A 20,850-nucleotide genomic window follows, 5' to 3' on the forward strand; every position below is an offset into this window, starting at 1 on the left:
GATATAGGTGTAATGGCTATAAACAAGAAAGGAAAGATTCTCTTTAGTCTCTTCATATTGATATCTAAATTATTTAGTTAAAGTTGTAGCAATCACATGATCTACCATCTCTATATAGTTACCGCTCGCTTCCGTAGGGTAAGCGTTGGTCTTCAAAGCCCATTTCCGTTCCATGGCGAAAAAGTCTACAGTCTCTACCTTATCAGAAGATAATCTTGCCTGAAGCCTCTCGAAAAAAGTTTTCCAGCGTGGAGCGTAATAATCTTTTAGAAGCCCCGCCCACTCTTTATTTGCATAGTCATGGACACGGGTAGTACTGTCGTTAGGTCCCCAATAGGTTATCTGCATTCGTGCATTGAGGAGAGATAGCTTCCTGTCAGTATCTGTGCTTCCGTACGATGCAGCTTGTTTGAGCCAATTCCCTAAAAGAAAATGACTGTCTGTCTGTAGAAGACGGTCTTGTAGAAGAATAAGATCAATGAATCTTTGTGATTGAGCAGATAATTCTTTTTTATTCTTATCATTGTAGGCGTCTATTACTTTCTTATAAGCTACGCGCCCATAGTTTGCCATGACTTGTCTGGCCAAGTCTATGAGGTCATATTTATAGGTTTCCGATTTTAGAAAATCATTTGCGGCCTTCCTGAAAAATAACAGAGCTCGTTCCAGCATCTTCGGGTCGTATTGCATTCTTTTAGGTCCCCATGTCGAAACGCTCGTAACATGAAGGCTCGGCCGAGCACAATAAATGGATTCAAAAGTGCCCTCTCCTTTTATATTGAATTCCCCGAAGACGGAGCTATACAATAATTTCCACGCTTCGTACAGGTCTTTGCTCCACTTGCCATACCGATAAAGTATGTAGTTGCGAGTAAGTGTATCCAGGTCTGGAGTATCTTTATACCATGCCGTTTTTAAAGCGAAGTCATACACCACCGGGTTGCTGAGGATGCCTTCCGGGAGGATTCCTATTCCCTGAAGCAAGTGCCCGGCAGATTTTTTGTAAGCCCGGTGAGGTTCGTTTATTAAAACAGGCAGCTGTCCTCCCATATCAGTCTTACCTCCGAAATGATTCACGCTACCCCAAATCCATGGGGTCTTACCGAACTCATCTGAGTTTTCCCAAGACGCGGCAATCTCTCCCGATAGGTTAATGAGGAGCACATGCTCCTTGTCAAGCCCGGAGAGAAGAAGGGGCTTGGGATTGTTGTTCCATCCCTGAAGAACCCATTTGGCCTGTGGAAAGAACTCCAGCATCTTTTGCTGGACAAGCCGAGCGGTCTTTGACAGGTCTACACCTTGAGAGTTTCCTCCCTCATGAAACAGGTCGCCACCAAAGAATTGGAAGTCATCTCCAAAAAATTTCTTCACACATCCATAGTATTCTTTAGCCACCTTATCGAAGAAATCATTGCCAGGAAGTAGTATATCAGGGCGTTGGAACGCTCCCCAGAGTCCTTGGGAGACGACTTGTGCAGAGGGATACCTGCTCTTGAAGAACGACGGGACGATGCCGGGGAATCCTTGCAGGACGGGTTTGATGCCCAGTTCCTTCATCCTCTTCAGAATCTTCAGTTGCAACTGATACCGGTCTTCTATCATTTCCTGGCTCATCGGACCGCCCCAACCTTCCAGATTTCCCATCAGCCACCATGCCGTATAGGCCGGGCCCGGAATAAATTCAGAAACATCCTCTTTGCTGAAGCCCAGCTTTAGTAGAGTTTCTTGCCACACAATCTCCGTGCCGACGGGTGCTAGCATGAGGTTAATTCCGTTGAGTGCCATCCAGTCCAGCTCTCGCTCGAAGTCCTCCCAGGTATAGAACGGATAACTATAACTATAGGTGCAATAGTTCAGAGCATACCGATATTTAAACGGCGTAGAGATTTTGATGGGCTTTCTGAGCCTTATGATTTTCTTCAGCGGCCTGATGTTGTTTCCACAATGCGAAAGACTCATGTGGCAATAGTAGTTCAGATAGTAGGTTACACCCTCTGATGCAGCCGATGGAGAGTTTGCCTGAACTATGATTTTATCTCCCTTGGTAGAGAGAATAAAGGTTTCATTGCTTTCACCTTTTAGTATTTGGAAAACGATATGTTCTTTCAGAAAGGGCAGTCTTCTGGCCACCATTTCTTTTATGCCGTTAAAGTCTTGGGCAAAACAACCATAAGGCAACCCTATCATAGCTGACAAAATCAAGGTTTTAAGCAACGAGATCATGGTGTAGTCAACTTATTTTATTTTCATATCTACATAAACCGGATAATGGTCTGAGACGGTGGAGATGTCTTTCTGCTCACCGTTGATGGACAGCCTCTTTACGACATGTGTTCCGGAAACCACTACCTTGTCCTTGTGTGAGGTGTCGAGCAGGATATAGTCGATGGTCGTATTCGGCTGGTCAGGCAGGCTTCCCTCCGTGGCGCTTATGATGGTGAATGACTGGGTAAGTAGTGGAAATGCCGATTGCGCGGTCTCCCACGATGGAGAATCGTTTAAGTCGCCTGCAAGGAAGACGGGTACGGAACTGTCGTTCATCTCGTTCTTGATGATTTCTACAGAGCTTCTGCGTTTCTGATTGTTTAGATCCAGATGAGTGGTGAAGAAGGAAAAGTTAGGAAGCATCACCTCAATCAGTTTCCTGCTCTCGTCGCCAGGGAGTGCGACATACTTTACTTTTACGACATTCAGGGACCTCTTTACCATCACGCCACATCCGATTCTACCGCCATCAAATTCTGCCGCCGATCCGAAGTAGATCTGATAGTTCGTCCCTGTGGCGTCTTTTATCTCTTGTAGCAGATACCTCTTGTTCCTCTGCGTGCAGTTGCTGTCTAATTCCTGAATGGCAATAATGTCGGGATCCAGAGACTTTATCACACTTGCGAAAGCCTTTGTATGCTCCTCCGTGAATGACGCCGTGCCCGTGTTGCTCTTGCAGTAGAACGAATTATAGGTCATCAGTCGTAGGCAGCCTGCAGGCTTGGTATACTTATAGTCATTCACCGCAATCGGCGGATTTTCACCTCCACTGCCATGTCCGGGTTCTCCACCGTTGCCCCGGTTGTCATCTCCGCCACATGTGGTTAAGGCTATCATCAATAGTCCTGCCGTAAGAAATAAGTAGTTAAGTCTGTTCTTCATATTGTCGAAAATTTTAATCTGGCGATGCGCCAATAGCTATTCCGGAAATTACCAGTAATTAGTAACGGCGTTACCAACGGCTGGTAATGTTGTTACCAGCCGCTTGTAATTTCTCAGGAGTCTGTTTGACGCATTGCCATGAACAATTAATAGGATTCTTACCAATTAGGATTCTGTGTCAAAGATCCTCCATAGAGCGTAATCTGGTCTTGCGGGATGGGGTAGAGATAATCCCTGTCCTCATTCCATTTCCTCGGTGCAACCTTGATGTCGTGTATGAGGATGTTTCCGCCGTTGACACCATTCTCCAATGACAAGTTGTCATCCAGTTTCAAGAAGATGGTAACTGATGCCAGCTCCGGGTAAGTGGCGGCGCTTGGAACGGTGCTACCTGAATAGATGCATACATCGTAAGAGTCGTTAGCACCATTACCGTTCAAATCCAATACGACGAACTTTTTGACGGGATCCAGTGCCGGAACATACATTCCCTTGAACTGCTTTTCAAATGCTTTACCTTCTTTCCATCTCATTAAGTCATCATAACGGAAACCTTCATCAAACAACTCGATGGTGCGCTCACGGCGTATCTCCAGAATAACGCCCTTATTGGTACCGGACACATTGGGGTATCCAGTCTCTGCGCTCATAAGATATGGGTCTGGATTTGCATTTGCCTGCGACAGGTTAAGTGCGGGCATTCCCACTCTGGCGCGTATCTTGGTGATAGACTTGTCGAGGTCGGCTTGTGTCAAAGTTCCCAGCTCGGCCTTGGCCTCTGCAAAGTTGAGGTATACCTCGGCTGTGCGGAACAGAATTATGTCATTGTGCGATTTGTTATAACCGTCTTGAGCAGCATCGGTAACCCATTTGGTAATCTGATACCCTGTTGTCGTAGAAGAGAAGCTAGGAGAAAGAACGGTCGAAGAGCCGATTCTTGTATACCCTGGAGTAACTATCGTCTGGGCAAGGCGAGGGTCGCGGTTCTGCATCTCATCATAATACTTTATGGTCTTATAATTCGGATTGTCCGTGAAGCGGGAACCGTCATTCATCAGATAGCTATCAACAATCTTCTTGTTCATGCCAGGCTTGGAGCCACCTGTAAGGAAGTATTGATTGACGCTATGAACGATGTTAAGGCCTAAATTATAGTTTCTTGCAAGAATAACTTCCGAGTCGATGGCATTATCTGCAGTAAAAATATCCCTATAAGGTTGGCTCCCTTTAGCGTAAATAGTGTATGGACTATTATTTATAAATTCATCTGCTGCATCTGTGGCTTGTTGCAAATAGGATTGGTATCCATCGATTCCATGATACTTGCGATAAGTACCTTCGAATAAGAAGATCCTCGATTTCAAAGCCAAAGCAGTCCACTTTGTTACACGATACTTATTAGTAGTGGTTGGTAAATTATCGATGGCATAATTAATATCTTTTAGAATATTCTCTATTAATGTATTGCGGTCGGTTCGTGGCTCGTAAAGCAAATTGTCTGTCGATGTAAGCGGGGTATTAAACCAAGGCACCTCACCGAATCTTTTGACCTTATTGTAATAGAAGTATGCACGGAAGAATCGAGCTACACCATCATACTCTGCGCGCGCTTGCTCGTCTGGGCAGCGCGAAGACTTCTGCAGATAGGTGTTGATATTGGCCAAGCTGCCCCATGACCACCCCCCTCCTGATTCAGGAATGTTTCGCGTACCCATAACTTCACTGATTAATGAAGTTGGGATTACTTCATCACTGGTCTCACCATAGACTGTTTCCGCAGTCGGAAAATCAGTATAGAACCCATTGGTGAAGGTTTGAAGCTCGGCCCGATTATTAAAGTAGTTCTCTGAAGCGAGGGTATCCAGTGGGTTTTTATCTAAAGAACATCCCGCCATTGTTAATAGAGAAAATACAACAGGTATATAATATAGTTTTTTCATAATCATCAAAGTTTATTAAAATGAGATATCAACACCAAAGGAGAATGTCTTTGAGAACGGATATACTCGTCCGTTAGAATCCGTAGTCATCTGTTCTGGGTCAAGATAGTCACTTTTTAATTTTGTTGTCGTAAGAAGGTTCTCGCCGCTAAAATAGAAACGGATTTGATCTAGATTAATTTTCTTAGTTAAAATCTTTGGCAATGTATAACCAATAGTAAGATTCTTCAATCTGCAGTAAGCAAGATTTTGAAGATATCTATCGTTAGTACGACTCATTGCAAACCAACGGGCTTGATCTGTACCAGCTCTTGGAAAATATGAGTCAAGATTGTCTGTACTCCAAACTTTTCCTGCAAAATCTGCAGGTATGAAAGAACTATAAGCACGCGCATAAGGTCCCCAGAACATCATATTATTTTGTCCTGGATAAATATTCTGTTTACCAATACCTTGCCAAAACATAGAAAAGTCAAACCCATACCATGACATGTTAAGTGAAAAGCTATAATGATATCTAGGCTGACTATTGCCAATCTTTATCAAGTCTCCATGATCTTCAAGAGTTCCTTTACCATTATCGATTTTCTTACTATTATCAATATCAGAGAATATCAAGTCTCCTGCATTAGATGTATATCGGTTACCACCTAAGAAAGTCTGATCTACTCCTCGTGCTATAGCATCTGCATCAGTTTTGTAAATACCCTCAATATGGTATCCCCAGATTTCTCCCCATTCCATGCCTTCATAATTTTTCCCAAGGGTTTTAGTTTCATTACCAGCATATTTAACAAGCTTTGATTTGTTATCGGCAAGTGAGGCTGAGATGCTGTATATAAATGGATGCCCAATCAAGTTAAAATGATCATTCCAATTTAACATAATTTCATAACCATTTGTTTTTAGTTGTCCGTTATTCTCCAAAGGGGCATTGTAGCCATAGACATTTGGTAATGTCAATGAAGATGCAAGCATATCCTTTGTATCACGACGGTAGATATCTATATTTACATTCAATTTGTTATCAAAGAATCCCAGGTCCATTCCGAAGTTTTTGGTAACGATAGTTTCCCAAGTTAGACTTCCTGAAACGGGTGCATCTAATTTAATATAAGCAGCTTGTGCATTATCAAAGATATAGCCAATGGTTGTTGTATTTGTTATAGCTGCACGGCGAATATATGGATAATATGCATTGGGATAACCATCAGTAACCTGATTACCCAATGAACCGATAGACCCTCTCAGCTTGAAGTTACTTACTACTGACTTAATGGGATTAAAGAACTTCTCGTCGCTTACCCTCCATCCTAATGCAATAGATGGAAAGAATCCCCAGCGATTGCCAGAAGGGAAGCGAGAGGTTCCATCATAGCGCATATTAACTTCGGCCAGGTATTTACCTAAATAATCATAACTGATACGCCCAAAGTACCCTAATAAGGCAAATTCATGTTGTCCACCTTTCGCACCTTTGTTGCCTGTTGCTAGTGCTAAATCATTCAATATTTCAGATTGAAGAGTATAAGATGAAGCTTCAACATTCTTATAGTGTTCTATCTCATAATTAGTGCCTAATACGATATTTAAATTATGTGCATTGTTGAATACTTTTGAATAGGTTGCATACAGGTCGTAGTCTGAGACGGACTCCGACTGACGAATCTCTTTGAGTCGGTTAGCAAAGAATCCTGAATTTGCAGTCAATATTTGCCCTGGTCTTTCAGAGTATTCAAAGTTAGCAACGCGGAACTGTTTATCTTTAATGTAATTCTTATAGGTATATTTTCCTATTAAATCCAAACCAGGCAAAATATGAATGGTTGCGCCCAAAGCATATGTTTGCTGAGTCTTTTGTACTTTTGTGAAACCATTCCCGGTGCGAATCATAGCATAAAAGCCATCACCAGGATAGTTTCCAGAATTGGGTTGCGTATAGACATTCGTTCCGTCTGGATTAATCGGGCTCAACCAAGGCATTGCATGGAATGAAAGGTTGCCGAAGTTTCCGCCATCTTCATAGTCGTATCCAGGTTGCTTATAATTGGATTTGAATAAAGAGGCGCTTGAAGAAATATCTAACCATGATGTAACTTGTACATTAAACTTGGTCATTAAAGTACGAGTATGATATTTGTCAGTACTGATAGCATAAATACCCTTACGGTCATTGGCACTACCACTAACAATATAGTTGAATTTCTCATTGCCTCCATTAATATTTAGGTTGTTACTCCAAGTTGGCTGTTTGTAGTCAAGCAAGTAATCATACCAATTAAAATTTCCATAATAATGGTATCTCCCATCACTTCCTATAGTTATCCAAGGACGGTTAGAATCTTCAACTGTATCATAGCGACGAGCTTCCAATTCTGCATAGTCCGCTTGGGAGAAGTTGGTATAGCTGCTATTATTAGTGGCCATATTAAATTCGTCAACTAGCCTTGCAACATCATAACCGTTTGTCATGAAATCTGTTTTTGTCGTAGGGGCAGAGAAACTATAGCGACCATTGTAAGTAATATGTACATTTCCGTCTTTATTTGACTTTGTAGTTATCAAGATAACGCCGAATCCAGCACGAGCACCGTAGATGGCAGCAGAGGCTGCATCCTTCAGAACAGAGATGGACTCGATGTCATTAGGATTGACGCGGTCAATATCGCCTTCCACCCCGTCGATCAATACAAGCGGTGCCCCGCTATTGACTATAGAAGTAGCACCACGAATGTTGAGTATTGTTGATTCTCCTGGTGTTCCAGAGCCGAAGGTAATGTTCAGGTTAGGGACTTGTCCTTGTAGCATCTGGCCAACGCTGCTTACGGGGCGATCCTTTATTTCATTAGCTGTTACCGTACTTACAGCACCGATTAGGTTAGCCTTTCTCTTGGTTCCATAGCCAATCACGACGACTTCGTCCAGAGCTTCCGTATCTTCAATCAGGTTCACGGAAACCTGCTTGCCGGGCGACTTGATGGTCTGCGTCCGGAACCCTACATAAGATATTTCGAGATCGGATCCTTCGGGCACATCCATAGAGAAGTTTCCGTCAATATCCGTTACTGTGCCGAGGTTTGTTCCTCTAACTTTTACGGATGCTCCGATGATGGGCTCTCCCTTTGAATCGGTAATACTTCCAGTTACGGTATGCCTCTTGGCATCAGGAGCCGATGCTGTTCTTGAGACTCTATGAGATACAATGATATTCTTGCCTTGTATCTTGTAGTCTACATCCTGGCCGGCCAGAATCTGCTCTATTGCCTTTTCCAGGCTTGTCGCATGCACGCTTACCTCTCTGGATGTATTGAGATCGGCGGCTTCATAGACAAAGGAATACCCCGTCTTTTGATATAATTCCGTCATGGCTTTCTTTACTGAAACATTCTTCAGGTTCAGATTAAGGCCTTGGGCTAATGACACCATACCATAGCTGAAGGCGATAGCCAATAGAATGATTTTCTTTAGATTCATGTTAAAACTGTAATTAATGTTATTAATTTAAGATTAAGTTGTGTCTATAAAAGAAAAACATTAACTTTGTAGAAATTCTCTTATAGGCATACTGTACACGGTTGTTTAGGGAGATTACCACGGCAGAAAGAACTTCCACTTCTTTCTGCTTTTTCATCTCCGGCTTAGGGCACTGCTCTTATCAGCTTCATATCTGCGGTTTTTAAGATTAACATAATGATAGAGTTATTAATAGATTCAGTATAGGGTTACATTCTTGCCATCTATCTTGTAATGAAGTTTCCCAGTTCCTTTCAGAGCCTCAAGTACATCGGTGAGCGATTGTTCCTGCCGGATAAAGTCTCCATAGAAATGGAATTGTTCAAGCGTCTTCGAAAAAACCGTAACCTTCACGCCATAGGATCTTTCCAGTTTCTTGGCAATGGTGTAGATGGATTCCCCGTCGAGAATGAGGAAGCCCTGGGTCCACATGTGCGATTTTCCGGCGTCGTATTCGTCAAGTTCAAACTTGCCGGTCTTCTTGTTGAGTACTGCCCGTTGCCCGGGAATCAGGGTCTTGTATTCATGGTTGTTTGCCATCAGGCTCTTCAGGGACACGAAACCTTCCGACAAGACCACCTCGGCTTCGGGGTCTTCGGGATAGTCGCGGAAGTTAAACTTGGTTCCCAATACATTTACTTGCAGGATTCCCGACTTGACCGAGAAGGGGAGGTCCTTGTTCTTGGTAACTTCGAAGAATCCTTCTCCCTTCAAAGAAACCTGTCTGTCTTTCAGGCCGAATCCCTGTGAGTAAGTGAGCTTTGAGCCGGAGTTGAGCCATACGGATGTTCCGTCGGGCAATATGGTCTTCGTCCTTGAGCCGGGGGCGGGCTCAATTACGATTTCGGCAAATGCTTCGCTCAGCTGTCTTTGTCCGTGTTGGTATGCAAAGATTGAAATCAAGGCGACAATTGCAATCATTGCCGCATAGCGGAGCAGACGGCGAATCCTGTTGGAAGACTTTTTCTGCTTGTCAGCCCCGGTTTCAGCGATGTGGCTGAGGAAGGATTCAAATGCCTTGGAGGCATCATATCTTGCAAGTTCGTCTTTGTCTACGGACGAAAACCAGATTTCCTCCTGGATTTGAACATAGTTTTTGTTCTCGTCGGAAATCGCAATCCAGTTACGAAGCTCTTCCTGTCCTTCATGATTCAGCTCGCCGCAAAGCAGTTGAATAATCAAGTCGTCAATATGTTTTATCGTCTCTTCCATATTAGGTTTCTTTTTGTATGACGAAAAAAAAACTCCTTGGGGTAGTCGCAGGAGTTTGTTTTTTCTTAGTTTTGAATAAATGTGAGGAATAATATCAGTAGGTATTTCTGTAAGTCAGTGCGCAAAAGAGTGAGTGCATGTTTGATGTGATACTTTACGGTATTGATGGAAATGCCAAGCTCGGCAGCTATTTCTTCATCCTTCTTGCCTTCAAATCGGCTGAGCCGGAACACTTTCCTGCATTTGTCCGGCAGACGCTCGATGGCACTCATAATCTGCTCTTCAAGCTCTTTTTCCAGAAGTTTGCCCAGCGGATAGTCGTCATGGTTGATATATTGAACGACGGGCAAGCGGGAAACTCCGAGCCTCCCGGAGACCATTTCCTTCTGGAATTGCTGTGATTTCAAGTAGTCGAGACATCTGTGCCTGACGCTCTGTGCCAGATAACTCCGCAGCGAGGTCGTAATCTGGATGCTGGCACGGACCTCCCAAAGGTGAAAGATAACATCGCTGACTATGGTTTCTGCCAGGAAATCGTCTTTTACATACTGGTTGGCTATATGGCAGAGTACGGCATAATGTTTTTCATACAGATGCCTGTATGCCTTCTCATTACCCTCCACGAGTTGCTGGATGATTAATTCCTCTGTCCGTTCCACGGTTTATAGGCGTTTCGTTTCTGTTCTTGTTAGGTTTCCACCGGTTTTCCGCAATCGGTTGCCTTCAAAAAGATGTTGGCACTGTTTCTGGGCATTCTCGTTTTCTTATCTATTTGATAGCAATACAAAGATATTAAAAATAGTTATTGGCTCATTCCATTTAAAGGATTTTAACACGGAGAGAATCGGGATATCAGGCTGATGTTTTTGATTTCCTCCGCTTTCTGTCGCTTTTCCGGATTAAAGTTTATATCTTTGCGATATGGACAGTCTTTCCCAAATACAACGACATGCGAACATGGCAGCCATCAAGAGCAAGGGCACGAAGCCGGAACTGCTGGTACGCCGGTATCTCTGGGCACAGGGATTCCGCTATCGGCTGAACAGTCCGCGTCTGCCCGGGCATCCTGATTTGGTGCTCCGGAAGTATCGCACCTGCATCTTCGTGAACGGTTGCTTCTGGCACGGCCATCGGGTGCATGTGATGGCCGGGGGCGGCAAGAGGAATATCGAGAGCTCCGGTTGCTGTAAGATTCCGCATACAAACAGGGAGTTCTGGGTGAACAAAATCCTGCGTAACAGGGAACGCGACATCGAGGAACAGAAGCAGCTGGCAGCGATGGGATGGCACTGCATCACGGTGTGGGAGTGCGAACTGAAGCCCAAGGTGCGCGAGGAAACCTTGCGCTCGCTGGCCTTCACGCTCAACCATATCTTCCTGCAAGATCATTCTTACCGGCGCATGGAGGAAGAGCAGGAACTGGACATGGCGGCAGAACCTCAGCCTTGACCGTAGAACTGACTTCCTTGCGGGCAGTCCTCAGCTATGAAAAGGAAAACTGGAAAAGACCTAATAAGAATGCGGCAACCGCCTTTAGTCGGATTACACGCCGCTTGTAATAGGGTTACACGCTGTGTGTAATGCCGTTACAAGCCGTTTGTAACAAGACATAATGACGGCTGCCGCACTTCTCTTGCAGGCAGAAGGCCGGACCGCTTACTGGTTTCCTACCTTCGGGAGCTTGGCCAGGGACTCGGCGATGGCCTCGTCGCTGGGGATAATGTCGGTCATTGTTCCGTCATTATACTGCTCATAGGCCTTCAGGTCGAAGTATCCGGTGCCCGTCAGGTTGAAGACGATGGTCTTTTCTTCTCCCGTGAGCTTGCACTTCAGGGCCTCATCGATGGCCACGCGGATGGCGTGGCTCGACTCCGGTGCGGGCAGGATGCCCTCGGTGCGGGCAAATTGCTCGGCCGCCTCGAATACCGGCGTCTGCTCCACGGTGCGTGCTTCGAAGAGTCCGTCGTGGTAGAGTTGTGCGAGGATGGGGCTGATGCCGTGGAATCGGAGCCCTCCGGCATGGTTGGCCGAAGGGATGAATTGGCTTCCGAGGGTGTACATCTTGGCCAGCGGGCATATCATGCCCGTGTCGCAGAAGTCGTAGGCGAACTTGCCGCGGGTGAAGCTCGGGCACGACGCAGGTTCCACGCCGATGATGTGATAGTCGGCCTCGCCGCGGAGCATATCTCCGAAGAAGGGAGCTGCGAAGCCTCCGAGATTGGAGCCGCCGCCTGCGCAGCCGATGATGATGTCGGGCTTGATGCCGTATTTCTTCAGCGCGGCCTGCGTCTCCAGGCCGATGATGCTCTGGTGGAGCACCACCTGATTGAGCACCGAGCCGAGCACATAGCGATAGCCGGGGGTCTTCACGGCAGTCTCCACGGCCTCTGAGATGGCGCATCCGAGCGAGCCGCTGGTTCCCGGATGGTCGGCCAGAATCTTGCGGCCCACCTCGGTGGTCTGACTGGGCGACGGCGTTACGGTGGCGCCATAGGTGCGCATTACCTCGCGGCGGAAGGGTTTCTGCTCATACGACACCTTCACCATGAACACCTTGCAGTCGAGTCCGAAGTAGGCGCAGGCCATGCTCAGGGCGGTGCCCCACTGCCCGGCACCCGTCTCCGTGGTTACTCCCTTCAGGCCTTGGGCCTTTGCGTAATAGGCCTGGGCAATGGATGAGTTGAGCTTGTGGGAGCCGCTGGTGTTGTTGCCCTCAAACTTATAGTATATCTTTGCCGGCGTACCGAGCGCCCTTTCGAGGAAGTAAGCCCTGACAAGAGGCGACGGGCGATACATCTTATAGAACTCCTGCACGGGTTCCGGGATGTCAAACCAGGCAGTATCGTTGTCCAGCTCCTGCCGGTTGAGCTCCTCGCAGAAGATGGGATTCATCTCTTCCACGGTGAGCGGATGGCCGTCGGCCGGGCTGATGAGCGGTGCCGGTTTGTTTTTCATGTCGGCCCTTACATTATACCACTGCGTCGGAATTTCGTCCTCATGCAGATAAATCTTGTAGGGAATCTTCTTTTCCATAATCCTTGTTGCTATTTTTGTTGTGATTCAAGTATGCTGACCGTGTTGTCTGTGCGGCGTTCTTACATCTTTTCCATGGCCTGTTCGAGGTCGGCGATGATGTCGCCTACATTCTCGATACCCACCGACAGGCGTATGAGGTCGGGTGCAATGCCGGCCTCGCGGAGCTGTTCGTCGCTCAATTGGCGGTGTGTGTGGCTGGCTGGATGCAGCACGCAGGTGCGGGCATCGGCCACATGGGTGGCAATAGAGATGAAGTCGAGATTGTCCATGAAGCGTATGGCGTCTTCGCGCGTGCCCTTCAGTCCGAAGGCAATGACGCCGCACGAGCCCCCAGGCAGGTATTTCTGCCCCAGCGTATAGTACTTGTCGGAGGGCAGGCCACAGTAATTCACCCATGCCACCTTCGGGTTTTCCTCAAGCCATTCGGCCACTTTCTGGGCGTTCGAGCAATGCTGCTTCATGCGCAGAGCCAAGGTTTCGAGGCCGAGATTGAGGATATAGGCGTTCATCGGAGCGGGTATGCTGCCGAGGTCGCGCATCAGTTGGCTCAGGAGTTTGGTGCTATAAGCCATCTTTCCGAATGCCTTGGTATAGGTGAGTCCGTGGTAGCTTGCGTCGGGGGTGGTGAGTCCCGGGAACTTTTCCGCATGTGATTCCCAGTCGAAATTGCCGGAGTCTACGATGGCGCCGCCCACCTGCGCGGAGTGCCCGTCCATGTATTTCGTGGTGGAATGGGTAACGATGTCGCATCCCCACTCAAACGGACGGCAGTTGATCGGGGTGGCAAAGGTGTTGTCTACAATCAGCGGAACGCCGTGCTTATGCGCCATCTTGGCGAACCGCTCGATGTCGAATACATGCCCACCGGGGTTGGAGATGGTTTCTCCGAAGAAGCATTTGGTGTTTGGGCGGAAGGCTTCTTCTATCCTTTCGTCGTCCCAGTCGGGATCGATGAATGTGCATTCGATGCCGAGTTTCTTCATGGTTACCCCGAAGAGGTTGAAGGTTCCGCCGTAAATAGAGTTGGAAGTGATAAAGTGGTCGCCGGCCTCGCAGATGTTGAATACGGCATAGAAGTTGGCAGCCTGCCCGCTTGAGGTGAGCAGTCCGCCCACTCCGCCTTCGAGGGCTACGATTTTCTTGGCCACATAATCGTTCGAGGGGTTGGCCAGGCGCGTATAGAAGTAGCCCTCGTCCTGCAGGTCGAAGAGGCGTGCCATCTGCTCGCTGGTGTCATACTTGAAAGTGGTACTCTGGATGATGGGCATCTGCTGGGGCTCTCCCTTGTGGGGTTTGTAGCCGCCGTGGATGCATAGGGTCTCAAGATTCTTTTTCATTTTTTCTCTCATTCGTTACATACTATCTTCGGGGCAAAGGTAATCATTTTCCCATAAAGACCAGCTTTCTCGTCAGAATAATCTTGGGGAATGCTGGAAAAATCGTCGCTACGAGGGTTAAACCGAGCCTAAATCCTTAGTAAGAATCCAGTTTTTCAATACTACGGCATGGTTACAGGTCGGGCTCTTGGCACCGAAGAGGAGGGTTACATTTCCCTCTTTCAGCAGTTCACGGATGTGCCGGGCAAAAGGCAGGGCGGCAGGATTGCGCTCCAATTCCGCCCTGTATCTGGCGGAAAAGTCGCCGAAGTTCTCCTCCTTGTGGCCGAACCACTTGCGGAGGTCGGGCGTCGGAGCTATCTCACGGCACCATTCGTCCAGCGCAGCTGCCTCTTTCTTGAGGCCCCGGGGCCACAGGCGGTCTATGAGTATGCGGTGGCCGTCGGCTTCGTCGGCGGGCAGATAGACTCTCTTTACTTGTAGTTGGTTCATGTAGCAAACGCTCCTTTTTTCTTCAATTTCGTGCAAAAGTAAGTAATTTCTTTGAAAGATGCAATTCTCGGGGTGATAATCTTTCATCGGTCTTGTTGTGGGGAGAAATATCGGAAGCCGTGAACAGGATGACAAAATCGCCGATTTTGTCGCACGATTTCGCCGATTTTGTCGGTCAATCTCGCCGATTTTGTTGAGCTGGAAGCCACCTTTTTGATAACGGGGAGCAAGGTCCTGCCGAAAGCCGGGTAAGGAGCGAAGCTGCCAAGAGTCGCTCTCTTGACTTTCGGTCAAAGTATTCAGGCACTCTGCAGTATTAAAATTAGTGAATTTTCCCTTTTTGTTGAAAGATTAAGTTACCTTTGCAATTTAAAGTGATAGACAGATAAAATGAGTTTGACAAGCATAGCGGGCAAGTTTTTCCTGCCCAGACAGAAGGAGTTGGAACGGCACACCGACCATGCGGAAGAGTTGCAGAGCGAGGTGCTGAGCTACCTCCTTGAGCGGGGCAAGGAAACAGAATATGGGCGGAACCACCTCTTCAACATGACGAAGAGCTATGAGGACTTTGTGCGGAATGTGCCCGTGAATACCTATGAGGAGCTCAAGGGCGACATCGACCGCATGCGGCATGGTGAGCACAATGTGCTCTGGCCGGGACAGGTGAGGTGGTATGCCAAGAGCTCTGGCACCACCAACGACAAGTCGAAGTTCATTCCCGTGTCGCACGAAGGCTTGCGGAACATCCATTATCAGGGCGGCAAGGATGTGGTGGCGCTGTATCTGAAGAACAATCCGGCAAGCCGTATCTTCGACGGAAAGAGCCTCATCCTCGGCGGAAGCCACTCGCCGAACTACAATCAGCATGGTTCGCTGGTGGGAGACTTGAGTGCCATCCTCATCGAGAACATCAATCCGCTGGCCAATCTGGCGCGTGTGCCCAAGAAGTCGACGGCCCTGCTCTCCGACTTTGAGGTGAAGCGCGACCGCATCGCACGCGAAACGATGGGCAAGAATGTTACCACCCTGTCGGGCGTTCCCTCGTGGATGCTCAGTGTGCTGGTGCGTGTGATGGAGCTTTCCGGCAAACAGCATCTGGAGGATGTGTGGCCCAATCTCGAGGTGTTCTGGCACGGCGGCATCGCCTTCACGCCTTATCGCCGACAGTATGAGCAGCTCATCACCTCGCCCCGCATGCACTACATGGAAACCTATAACGCCTCGGAGGGATTCTTCGGCATACAGAGCGATCCGACGGACGCAAGCATGCTCCTGATGCTCGACTACGGCGTGTTCTACGAATTCATCCCGATGGACGAATACGGAACGGACAATCCCACCGTCGTTCCGCTCTCCGGCGTGGAGACAGGGCGCAATTACGCCATGCTCATCTCCACCTCCTGCGGCCTCTGGCGCTACCTGATCGGCGACACCGTGAGGTTTACCTCCAAGAATCCCTATAAGTTCATCATCACGGGACGCACCAAATACTTCATCAATGCCTTCGGTGAAGAGCTCATCATGGACAATGCCGAGAAGGCCCTGGCCTATGCCTGCGAGCAGACGGGGGCAGAGGTGAGGGAATACACGGCGGCTCCCGTATACATGGATGCCGACGCCAAGTGCCGCCACCAGTGGCTCGTGGAGTTTGCCAAGGAGCCTGCCGACCTGCAGGAATTCTCCAATCTGCTCGACCGGAAGCTGCAGGAAATCAACAGCGACTATGAGGCCAAGCGCTCGCACGACATCACCCTGCAGCACCTGGAACTCATCCAAGCACGGCCGGAACTCTTCAACGACTGGCTCAAATCGAAGGGGAAGCTCGGCGGACAGCACAAGGTTCCGCGCCTCAGCAACTCCCGCAAGAATATCGAGGAACTGCTCGCGATGAATGAATAATGCTTTTTACACGGACATGACGCTCATGAAAAGAAACAAGACGACATATGCAATCCTTCGGATGCGCTCATGGAAACTCCTGACGGGACTGCTGTTTCTCGGCCTCTTTGTCACCTCCTGTGCCCGCATGGGCCAGCCCGACGGGGGCTGGTACGACGAGACGCCGCCGCAGGTGGTGAGTGCCTCGCCCGCCGAGCGTGCCGTTCAGGTGAAGGACAAGAAGATATACATCAACTTCAGCGAGTATATCAAGATTGAAAATGCTACCGAGAATGTAGTGGTTTCGCCGCCCCAGCTCGAGGAACCGGAAATAAAGAGCCAGGGAAAACGCATCGTGGTGGAACTGCAGGACTCGCTGAAGCCGAACACCACCTATACCATCGACTTCTCGGATGCCATCACCGACAACAACGAGGGCAACCCGCTGGGCAACTATACCTACACTTTCTCCACCGGAGAGGTCATCGATACCATGGAGGTGTCAGGCTATGTGCTCGAGGGCGAGAACCTGGAACCCGTTAAGGGAATCCATGTGGGGCTCTATGCCAACCTCTCCGATTCCGTCTTCAAGAAAGAAGCCCTGCTCCGAGTGTCGAAGACCGACTCCCGCGGACGCTTTGTCATCAAGGGCGTGGCACCGGGAAAATACCGGGTATATGCCCTTCAGGATGCCGACGGCAACTTCTTCTACTCTCAGAAAAGCGAGAAGATAGCCTATAATCACGACATTATCGTGCCCTCGTCGAGGCCTGATATACGGCAGGATACCCTGTGGCGAGACTCGCTGCACATTGATTCCATCGCCCGCATACCTTACACCCACTTCCTCCCGGACGACATTGTGCTGCGGGCGTTCACCGCTACGCTCACCGATCGCTACCTCGTGAAGAACGAGCGCAAGGAAGCTGACCGCTTCACGCTGTATTTCAGTTATGGCAGCGACAGGCTTCCCGAGCTGCGCGGACTGAACTTCAATGCTGACGGCGCATTCCTCGTTGAGCCCTCTGAGAAGAAGGATACCATCACCTATTGGCTGCGGGATACCGCGCTGGTGAATCAGGATACGCTTCGCATGGAGGTTAGATATGAGATGACGGACTCACTGGGAAAGTTGCAGCCACAGACAGATACCCTTGAGATTCTTTCCAAACAGCCTTACGAAAAACGACAGAAGGCTTTGGCCAAGAAGCTGAAGGACTGGCAGAAGAAGCAGGAAAAACAGAAAGAAAAGGGGGAGCCTTACGACAGCGTGATGCCCCGAGAGGCCTTGATCCCTAAGCTGAGCGTAACCTCGCAGATGGATCCCGACCAGAATGTGCGCCTTTCGTTCACGACTCCTCTCGACCGTGCGGATACCGCGATGATACATCTCTATTCGAAGATAGACTCCCTCTGGTATCAGGCAGACTATGAAGTGAGGAAGGTGGAGAAGGTTCCCCGCACCTACGAGATTGCCGCCGAGTGGCGTCCGGGCGTGGAATACAGCCTCGAAATAGACTCCGCGGCTTTCCGGGACATATACGGAAAAGAGTCCGGCAAGCTCAAACAGGGCTTCAAGGTGCGCTCCCTCGACGATTACAGTTCGCTCTTCGTTACCCTCCAAGGTATGTCCGGCAAGCCGGTCGTATGCCAACTGCTCAATGGACAGGACGCTCCGGTAAAGGAGGTGAGGACTACGAGCGGCACGGCCGAGTTCTTCTATGTGAACCCGCAGACCTATTATCTTCGCATGTTCGTCGACGAGAATGGGAATGGAAAGTGGGATACGGGCGACTATGAGCGGGATTTACAGCCAGAGCCGGTGTATTATTTCCCCGAGGAGATAGAATGCAAGGCCAAGTGGGATGTATCGAAGACTTGGAATCCAACAGCTAAACCTCTTAACGAACAGAAGCCCTCAAAGATCGTGAAGCAGAAGGCCGACCGGAAAAAGACGGTTACCCGCCGCAATGCGGAGCGTGCAAGACAGTTAGGAATACCCTATAATCCACAATGATTATGAAACAATTGAAATACTTTATGGCATCGGCCATGCTCGTCATCGGCGTGAGTGCCGCAGCTCAATGCTCGTTCCACAACGACGCATTCAGGTCGGGAGAGTTCCTTTCCTACAACCTTTATTACAACTGGCAGTTTGTTTGGGTGAAAGCCGGAACGGCCTCCATGTACACCGTGCAGAGCAATTATAAGGGCAGGCAGGCCTATCGGGCAAGCCTGACCACAAGAGGTAACAACAAGGTAGACAACTTGTTCGTGCTTCGCGACACGCTGCTGTGCTACTCTTCGCTCGACATGGAGCCGCTCTACTTCCGCAAGGGGGCTCGCGAGGGCAAACGATATACGGTGGATGAGGTGTTCTACAGCTATTCGGGAGGCAAGAGCAACATCAGCCAGCACCGGATAAACAATGACGGAATACACACCTGGGAGAAACACAGCTATACCTATTGTGTCTACGATATGCTGAACATCTTCCTACGGGCTCGCTCCTTCAACCCAGAGGGATGGAAGAACGGACACGATATCGACATACCTATTGCCGACGGAAACAGCGTGAATCCCGCCAAGCTTCGCTACTTGGGTAAGGAGAAAATCAAGGCGGATAATGGAAAAAAGTATCGTTGCCTGAAGCTGGCCTACATGGAGAAGGAAGGCAACAAGTATAAGCGCATCGTGGACTTTTATGTGAGCGACGACAAGAACCACATTCCCGTGCGCCTGGATATGTTCCTGAAATTCGGATCGGCAAAGGCCTTTCTCGTTGGGATGAAGGGCATCCGGAATCCTATTACGGCGCAGGTAAGATGAGTTCTCCCGCTATCCTTTCGTGTGAAGGGGTAGCGGGAGGCTGGCTTTTATTCGGCGATTTCCTTGATTTCCTTTAGTGTCAGGGTGCCGAGAAGGTTCACAATGGTAAGCTCGTCTTTCTCGGTAGTGAGGATTACGAACTCGTTGTGCTTGCCTCGTTGCTTCTGATAGATGTAGGTAACTTCGTCATCGTCGGTGGTGCGCATCATCTGTTCGTACTTGTCTTTCTTGAAAACGCCCAGCGCATAGTCGCGTATGCCCTGTATGAGAGAGGGTCGCTCACAGGTCAACACCTGTATCCGGTCTATCTTCTTGATTGCCTTGTTGACCTTCAGGTCGCCTATGTCGGCTGTTCCCATCAACGAGAGCAGGCTCTTCGAGATGTAGACGATCTCCACGCCCTTGGTGTTTTCATACTTCTTAAACAGCTCGTCCTGCGCACGGAGCGCACCGCAGATGGCGAGGATCATCATTGATAATATCAGTCGTTTCATCGTTTTATTTCTTTTCTTTATGGTTTAATGCGTTCAATCCCTTGTTCAGGTTCTCTGAGAAGAGCATGAGCACCTTGCGCGTTTCCTTGTAGGCATCCTCCGGATTGGTGTAAGTGTCCTCCTGGAGGGCAAAGGAACTGGCATCTTCCTGCTGATTCAGGAATACCCCGAGGGATAGGATGAGCAGTAGTGAGGCGGCAATGCCTACGGCCCAGCGCAGCGACTTGCTCATTGCCTTCCGGCCAAAGCTCTTCTCCACGGTGTTCCATTCGTCGATTCGCGATTCCAGTTCGAGGTCGTCGGGCATGGCTTCGTCAAGGCGGAAATACTGCCTGAAGAAGTCTTTCTCTTCCTGCAGCTTCGCGGGAACATCGTTCCCCGCGAAGAAATCCATCAGCCGGAGTTCCTCTTCCTCGGTCGCCTTGCCGTCGTAGAACCGGTCTATGAGTGTTTGAATGTCCATTTCCTTCTTGTTTTATGATTTTCCAAATTGTGCCCGGATGCTCTTACGGGCTCTGCTCAGGATGACCCTGATGTTTGTTTCCGAGAGGTTTGTGAGCTGTGCTATCTCGTCAAACGGTCGGTCTTCCACATCCCGCAGCGTGATGACGAGGCGCTGGCTCTCGGGCAGTTGACGGATTCTCTCCTTCACCTTGTCCGACAGCCGGGAGGCATCTATGCGCCTCACGATGTCTTCCTGCGAAGCTATGGGAAGCTCCTCTGCCGTGATGCTCACCGTCTTGAGATGCCGGGCACGATATTTGTCGTAGTAGAGCCGCCTTACGAGGGTGATGCAATAGGCTTCTGCCGACTCCATCCTGGGGAGTTCCGAGCGGCGGGTCCACAGTTTCAGGAAGGCCTCCTGCACCATGTCTTCCGCCTCCTGGGCGTTGCCAGAGAGTCTCCATGCCGTCCAGTACATGGGTCGCTGAAGGGGCAGGAACCGCTGCTTGAATTCAGAGGCGTCCATAT

Annotated in this window: 16 protein-coding genes; 4 read left to right on the forward strand and 12 right to left on the reverse strand. The window is 48.9% G+C overall.

Annotated features, from left to right (window positions below; genetic code table 11):
- Positions 1-69 precede the first annotated feature (69 nt).
- The 6 genes from BM114_RS00810 to BM114_RS00835 form a co-directional block, all read right to left on the reverse strand.
- Complete coding sequence (locus tag BM114_RS00810; RefSeq protein ID WP_255406389.1) at positions 70-2,187, reverse strand: alpha-N-acetylglucosaminidase; 2,118 nt, start codon at positions 2,185-2,187, stop codon at positions 70-72.
- 48 nt (positions 2,188-2,235) lie between these two features.
- Entirely contained in the window at positions 2,236-3,147 is a 912-nt protein-coding gene (locus tag BM114_RS00815; RefSeq protein WP_255406376.1) for an endonuclease/exonuclease/phosphatase family protein, read from the reverse strand.
- Between the two features lie 158 nt (positions 3,148-3,305).
- Positions 3,306-5,087, reverse strand: a complete 1,782-nt coding sequence (locus BM114_RS00820) for a RagB/SusD family nutrient uptake outer membrane protein (RefSeq protein WP_369808385.1) — start codon at positions 5,085-5,087, stop codon at positions 3,306-3,308.
- 15 nt (positions 5,088-5,102) lie between these two features.
- On the reverse strand, positions 5,103-8,561 hold the full coding sequence (locus BM114_RS00825; RefSeq protein WP_092109189.1) for a TonB-dependent receptor: 3,459 nt from the start codon (positions 8,559-8,561) through the stop codon (positions 5,103-5,105).
- Positions 8,562-8,798: 237 nt separating this feature from the next.
- Positions 8,799-9,812: a FecR family protein gene (locus BM114_RS00830; RefSeq protein ID WP_092109192.1), complete on the reverse strand. Its 1,014-nt coding sequence runs from the start codon at positions 9,810-9,812 to the stop codon at positions 8,799-8,801.
- Positions 9,813-9,877: 65 nt separating this feature from the next.
- Entirely contained in the window at positions 9,878-10,471 is a 594-nt protein-coding gene (locus BM114_RS00835) for an RNA polymerase sigma-70 factor (protein ID WP_092109195.1), read from the reverse strand.
- Positions 10,472-10,733: 262 nt separating this feature from the next.
- On the opposite strand from BM114_RS00835, the gene BM114_RS00840 reads away from it, so the two are divergent.
- Positions 10,734-11,261, forward strand: coding sequence for a very short patch repair endonuclease (locus tag BM114_RS00840; RefSeq protein WP_092109198.1), 528 nt, complete (start codon positions 10,734-10,736; stop codon positions 11,259-11,261).
- A 207-nt stretch (positions 11,262-11,468) separates the two neighbouring features.
- On the opposite strand, the gene BM114_RS00845 is transcribed toward BM114_RS00840, so the two are convergent.
- From BM114_RS00845 to BM114_RS00855, 3 genes are all read right to left on the reverse strand, one after another.
- The gene (locus BM114_RS00845; RefSeq protein WP_218151478.1) at positions 11,469-12,845 is read right to left on the reverse strand and encodes a TrpB-like pyridoxal phosphate-dependent enzyme; all 1,377 of its coding nucleotides are present in this window, start codon (positions 12,843-12,845) and stop codon (positions 11,469-11,471) included.
- A 62-nt stretch (positions 12,846-12,907) separates the two neighbouring features.
- Positions 12,908-14,185: an O-acetylhomoserine aminocarboxypropyltransferase/cysteine synthase family protein gene (locus BM114_RS00850; protein ID WP_369808386.1), complete on the reverse strand. Its 1,278-nt coding sequence runs from the start codon at positions 14,183-14,185 to the stop codon at positions 12,908-12,910.
- Positions 14,186-14,302: 117 nt separating this feature from the next.
- Entirely contained in the window at positions 14,303-14,677 is a 375-nt protein-coding gene (locus BM114_RS00855; RefSeq protein ID WP_092109207.1) for a DUF488 domain-containing protein, read from the reverse strand.
- A gap of 390 nt (positions 14,678-15,067) precedes the next feature.
- Between BM114_RS00855 and BM114_RS00860 the strand changes: the two genes are divergently transcribed.
- Genes BM114_RS00860 through BM114_RS00870 form a run of 3 tightly spaced genes read left to right on the forward strand, consistent with a single transcriptional unit; the run spans position 15,068 to position 19,384 of the window.
- Positions 15,068-16,576 carry a GH3 auxin-responsive promoter family protein gene (locus BM114_RS00860; RefSeq protein ID WP_092109211.1) on the forward strand — a complete coding sequence of 503 codons (1,509 nt, stop codon included), beginning with the start codon at positions 15,068-15,070 and terminating at the stop codon, positions 16,574-16,576.
- Positions 16,577-16,601: 25 nt separating this feature from the next.
- A complete protein-coding gene (locus BM114_RS00865; protein WP_092109721.1) occupies positions 16,602-18,572 on the forward strand; it encodes an Ig-like domain-containing protein in 1,971 nt (656 codons plus the stop codon).
- Positions 18,573-18,574: 2 nt separating this feature from the next.
- Complete coding sequence (locus BM114_RS00870) at positions 18,575-19,384, forward strand: DUF3108 domain-containing protein (protein ID WP_092109214.1); 810 nt, start codon at positions 18,575-18,577, stop codon at positions 19,382-19,384.
- Between the two features lie 47 nt (positions 19,385-19,431).
- Here the strand turns inward: BM114_RS00870 and BM114_RS00875 are convergent, their stop codons facing one another.
- From BM114_RS00875 to BM114_RS00885, 3 genes are read right to left on the reverse strand one after another with little or no spacing between them, the layout of a single operon-like run.
- On the reverse strand, positions 19,432-19,878 hold the full coding sequence (locus BM114_RS00875) for a DUF4252 domain-containing protein (RefSeq protein WP_092109217.1): 447 nt from the start codon (positions 19,876-19,878) through the stop codon (positions 19,432-19,434).
- Positions 19,879-19,882: 4 nt separating this feature from the next.
- A complete protein-coding gene (locus BM114_RS00880) occupies positions 19,883-20,341 on the reverse strand; it encodes a hypothetical protein (RefSeq protein ID WP_092109220.1) in 459 nt (152 codons plus the stop codon).
- A gap of 12 nt (positions 20,342-20,353) precedes the next feature.
- Positions 20,354-20,848, reverse strand: a complete 495-nt coding sequence (locus BM114_RS00885) for an RNA polymerase sigma factor (protein ID WP_092109223.1) — start codon at positions 20,846-20,848, stop codon at positions 20,354-20,356.
- Between the last annotated feature and the right edge of the window lie 2 nt (positions 20,849-20,850).

The sequence above is a fragment of the Prevotella sp. KH2C16 genome, assembly GCF_900113305.1.
GTDB lineage: Bacteria > Bacteroidota > Bacteroidia > Bacteroidales > Bacteroidaceae > Prevotella.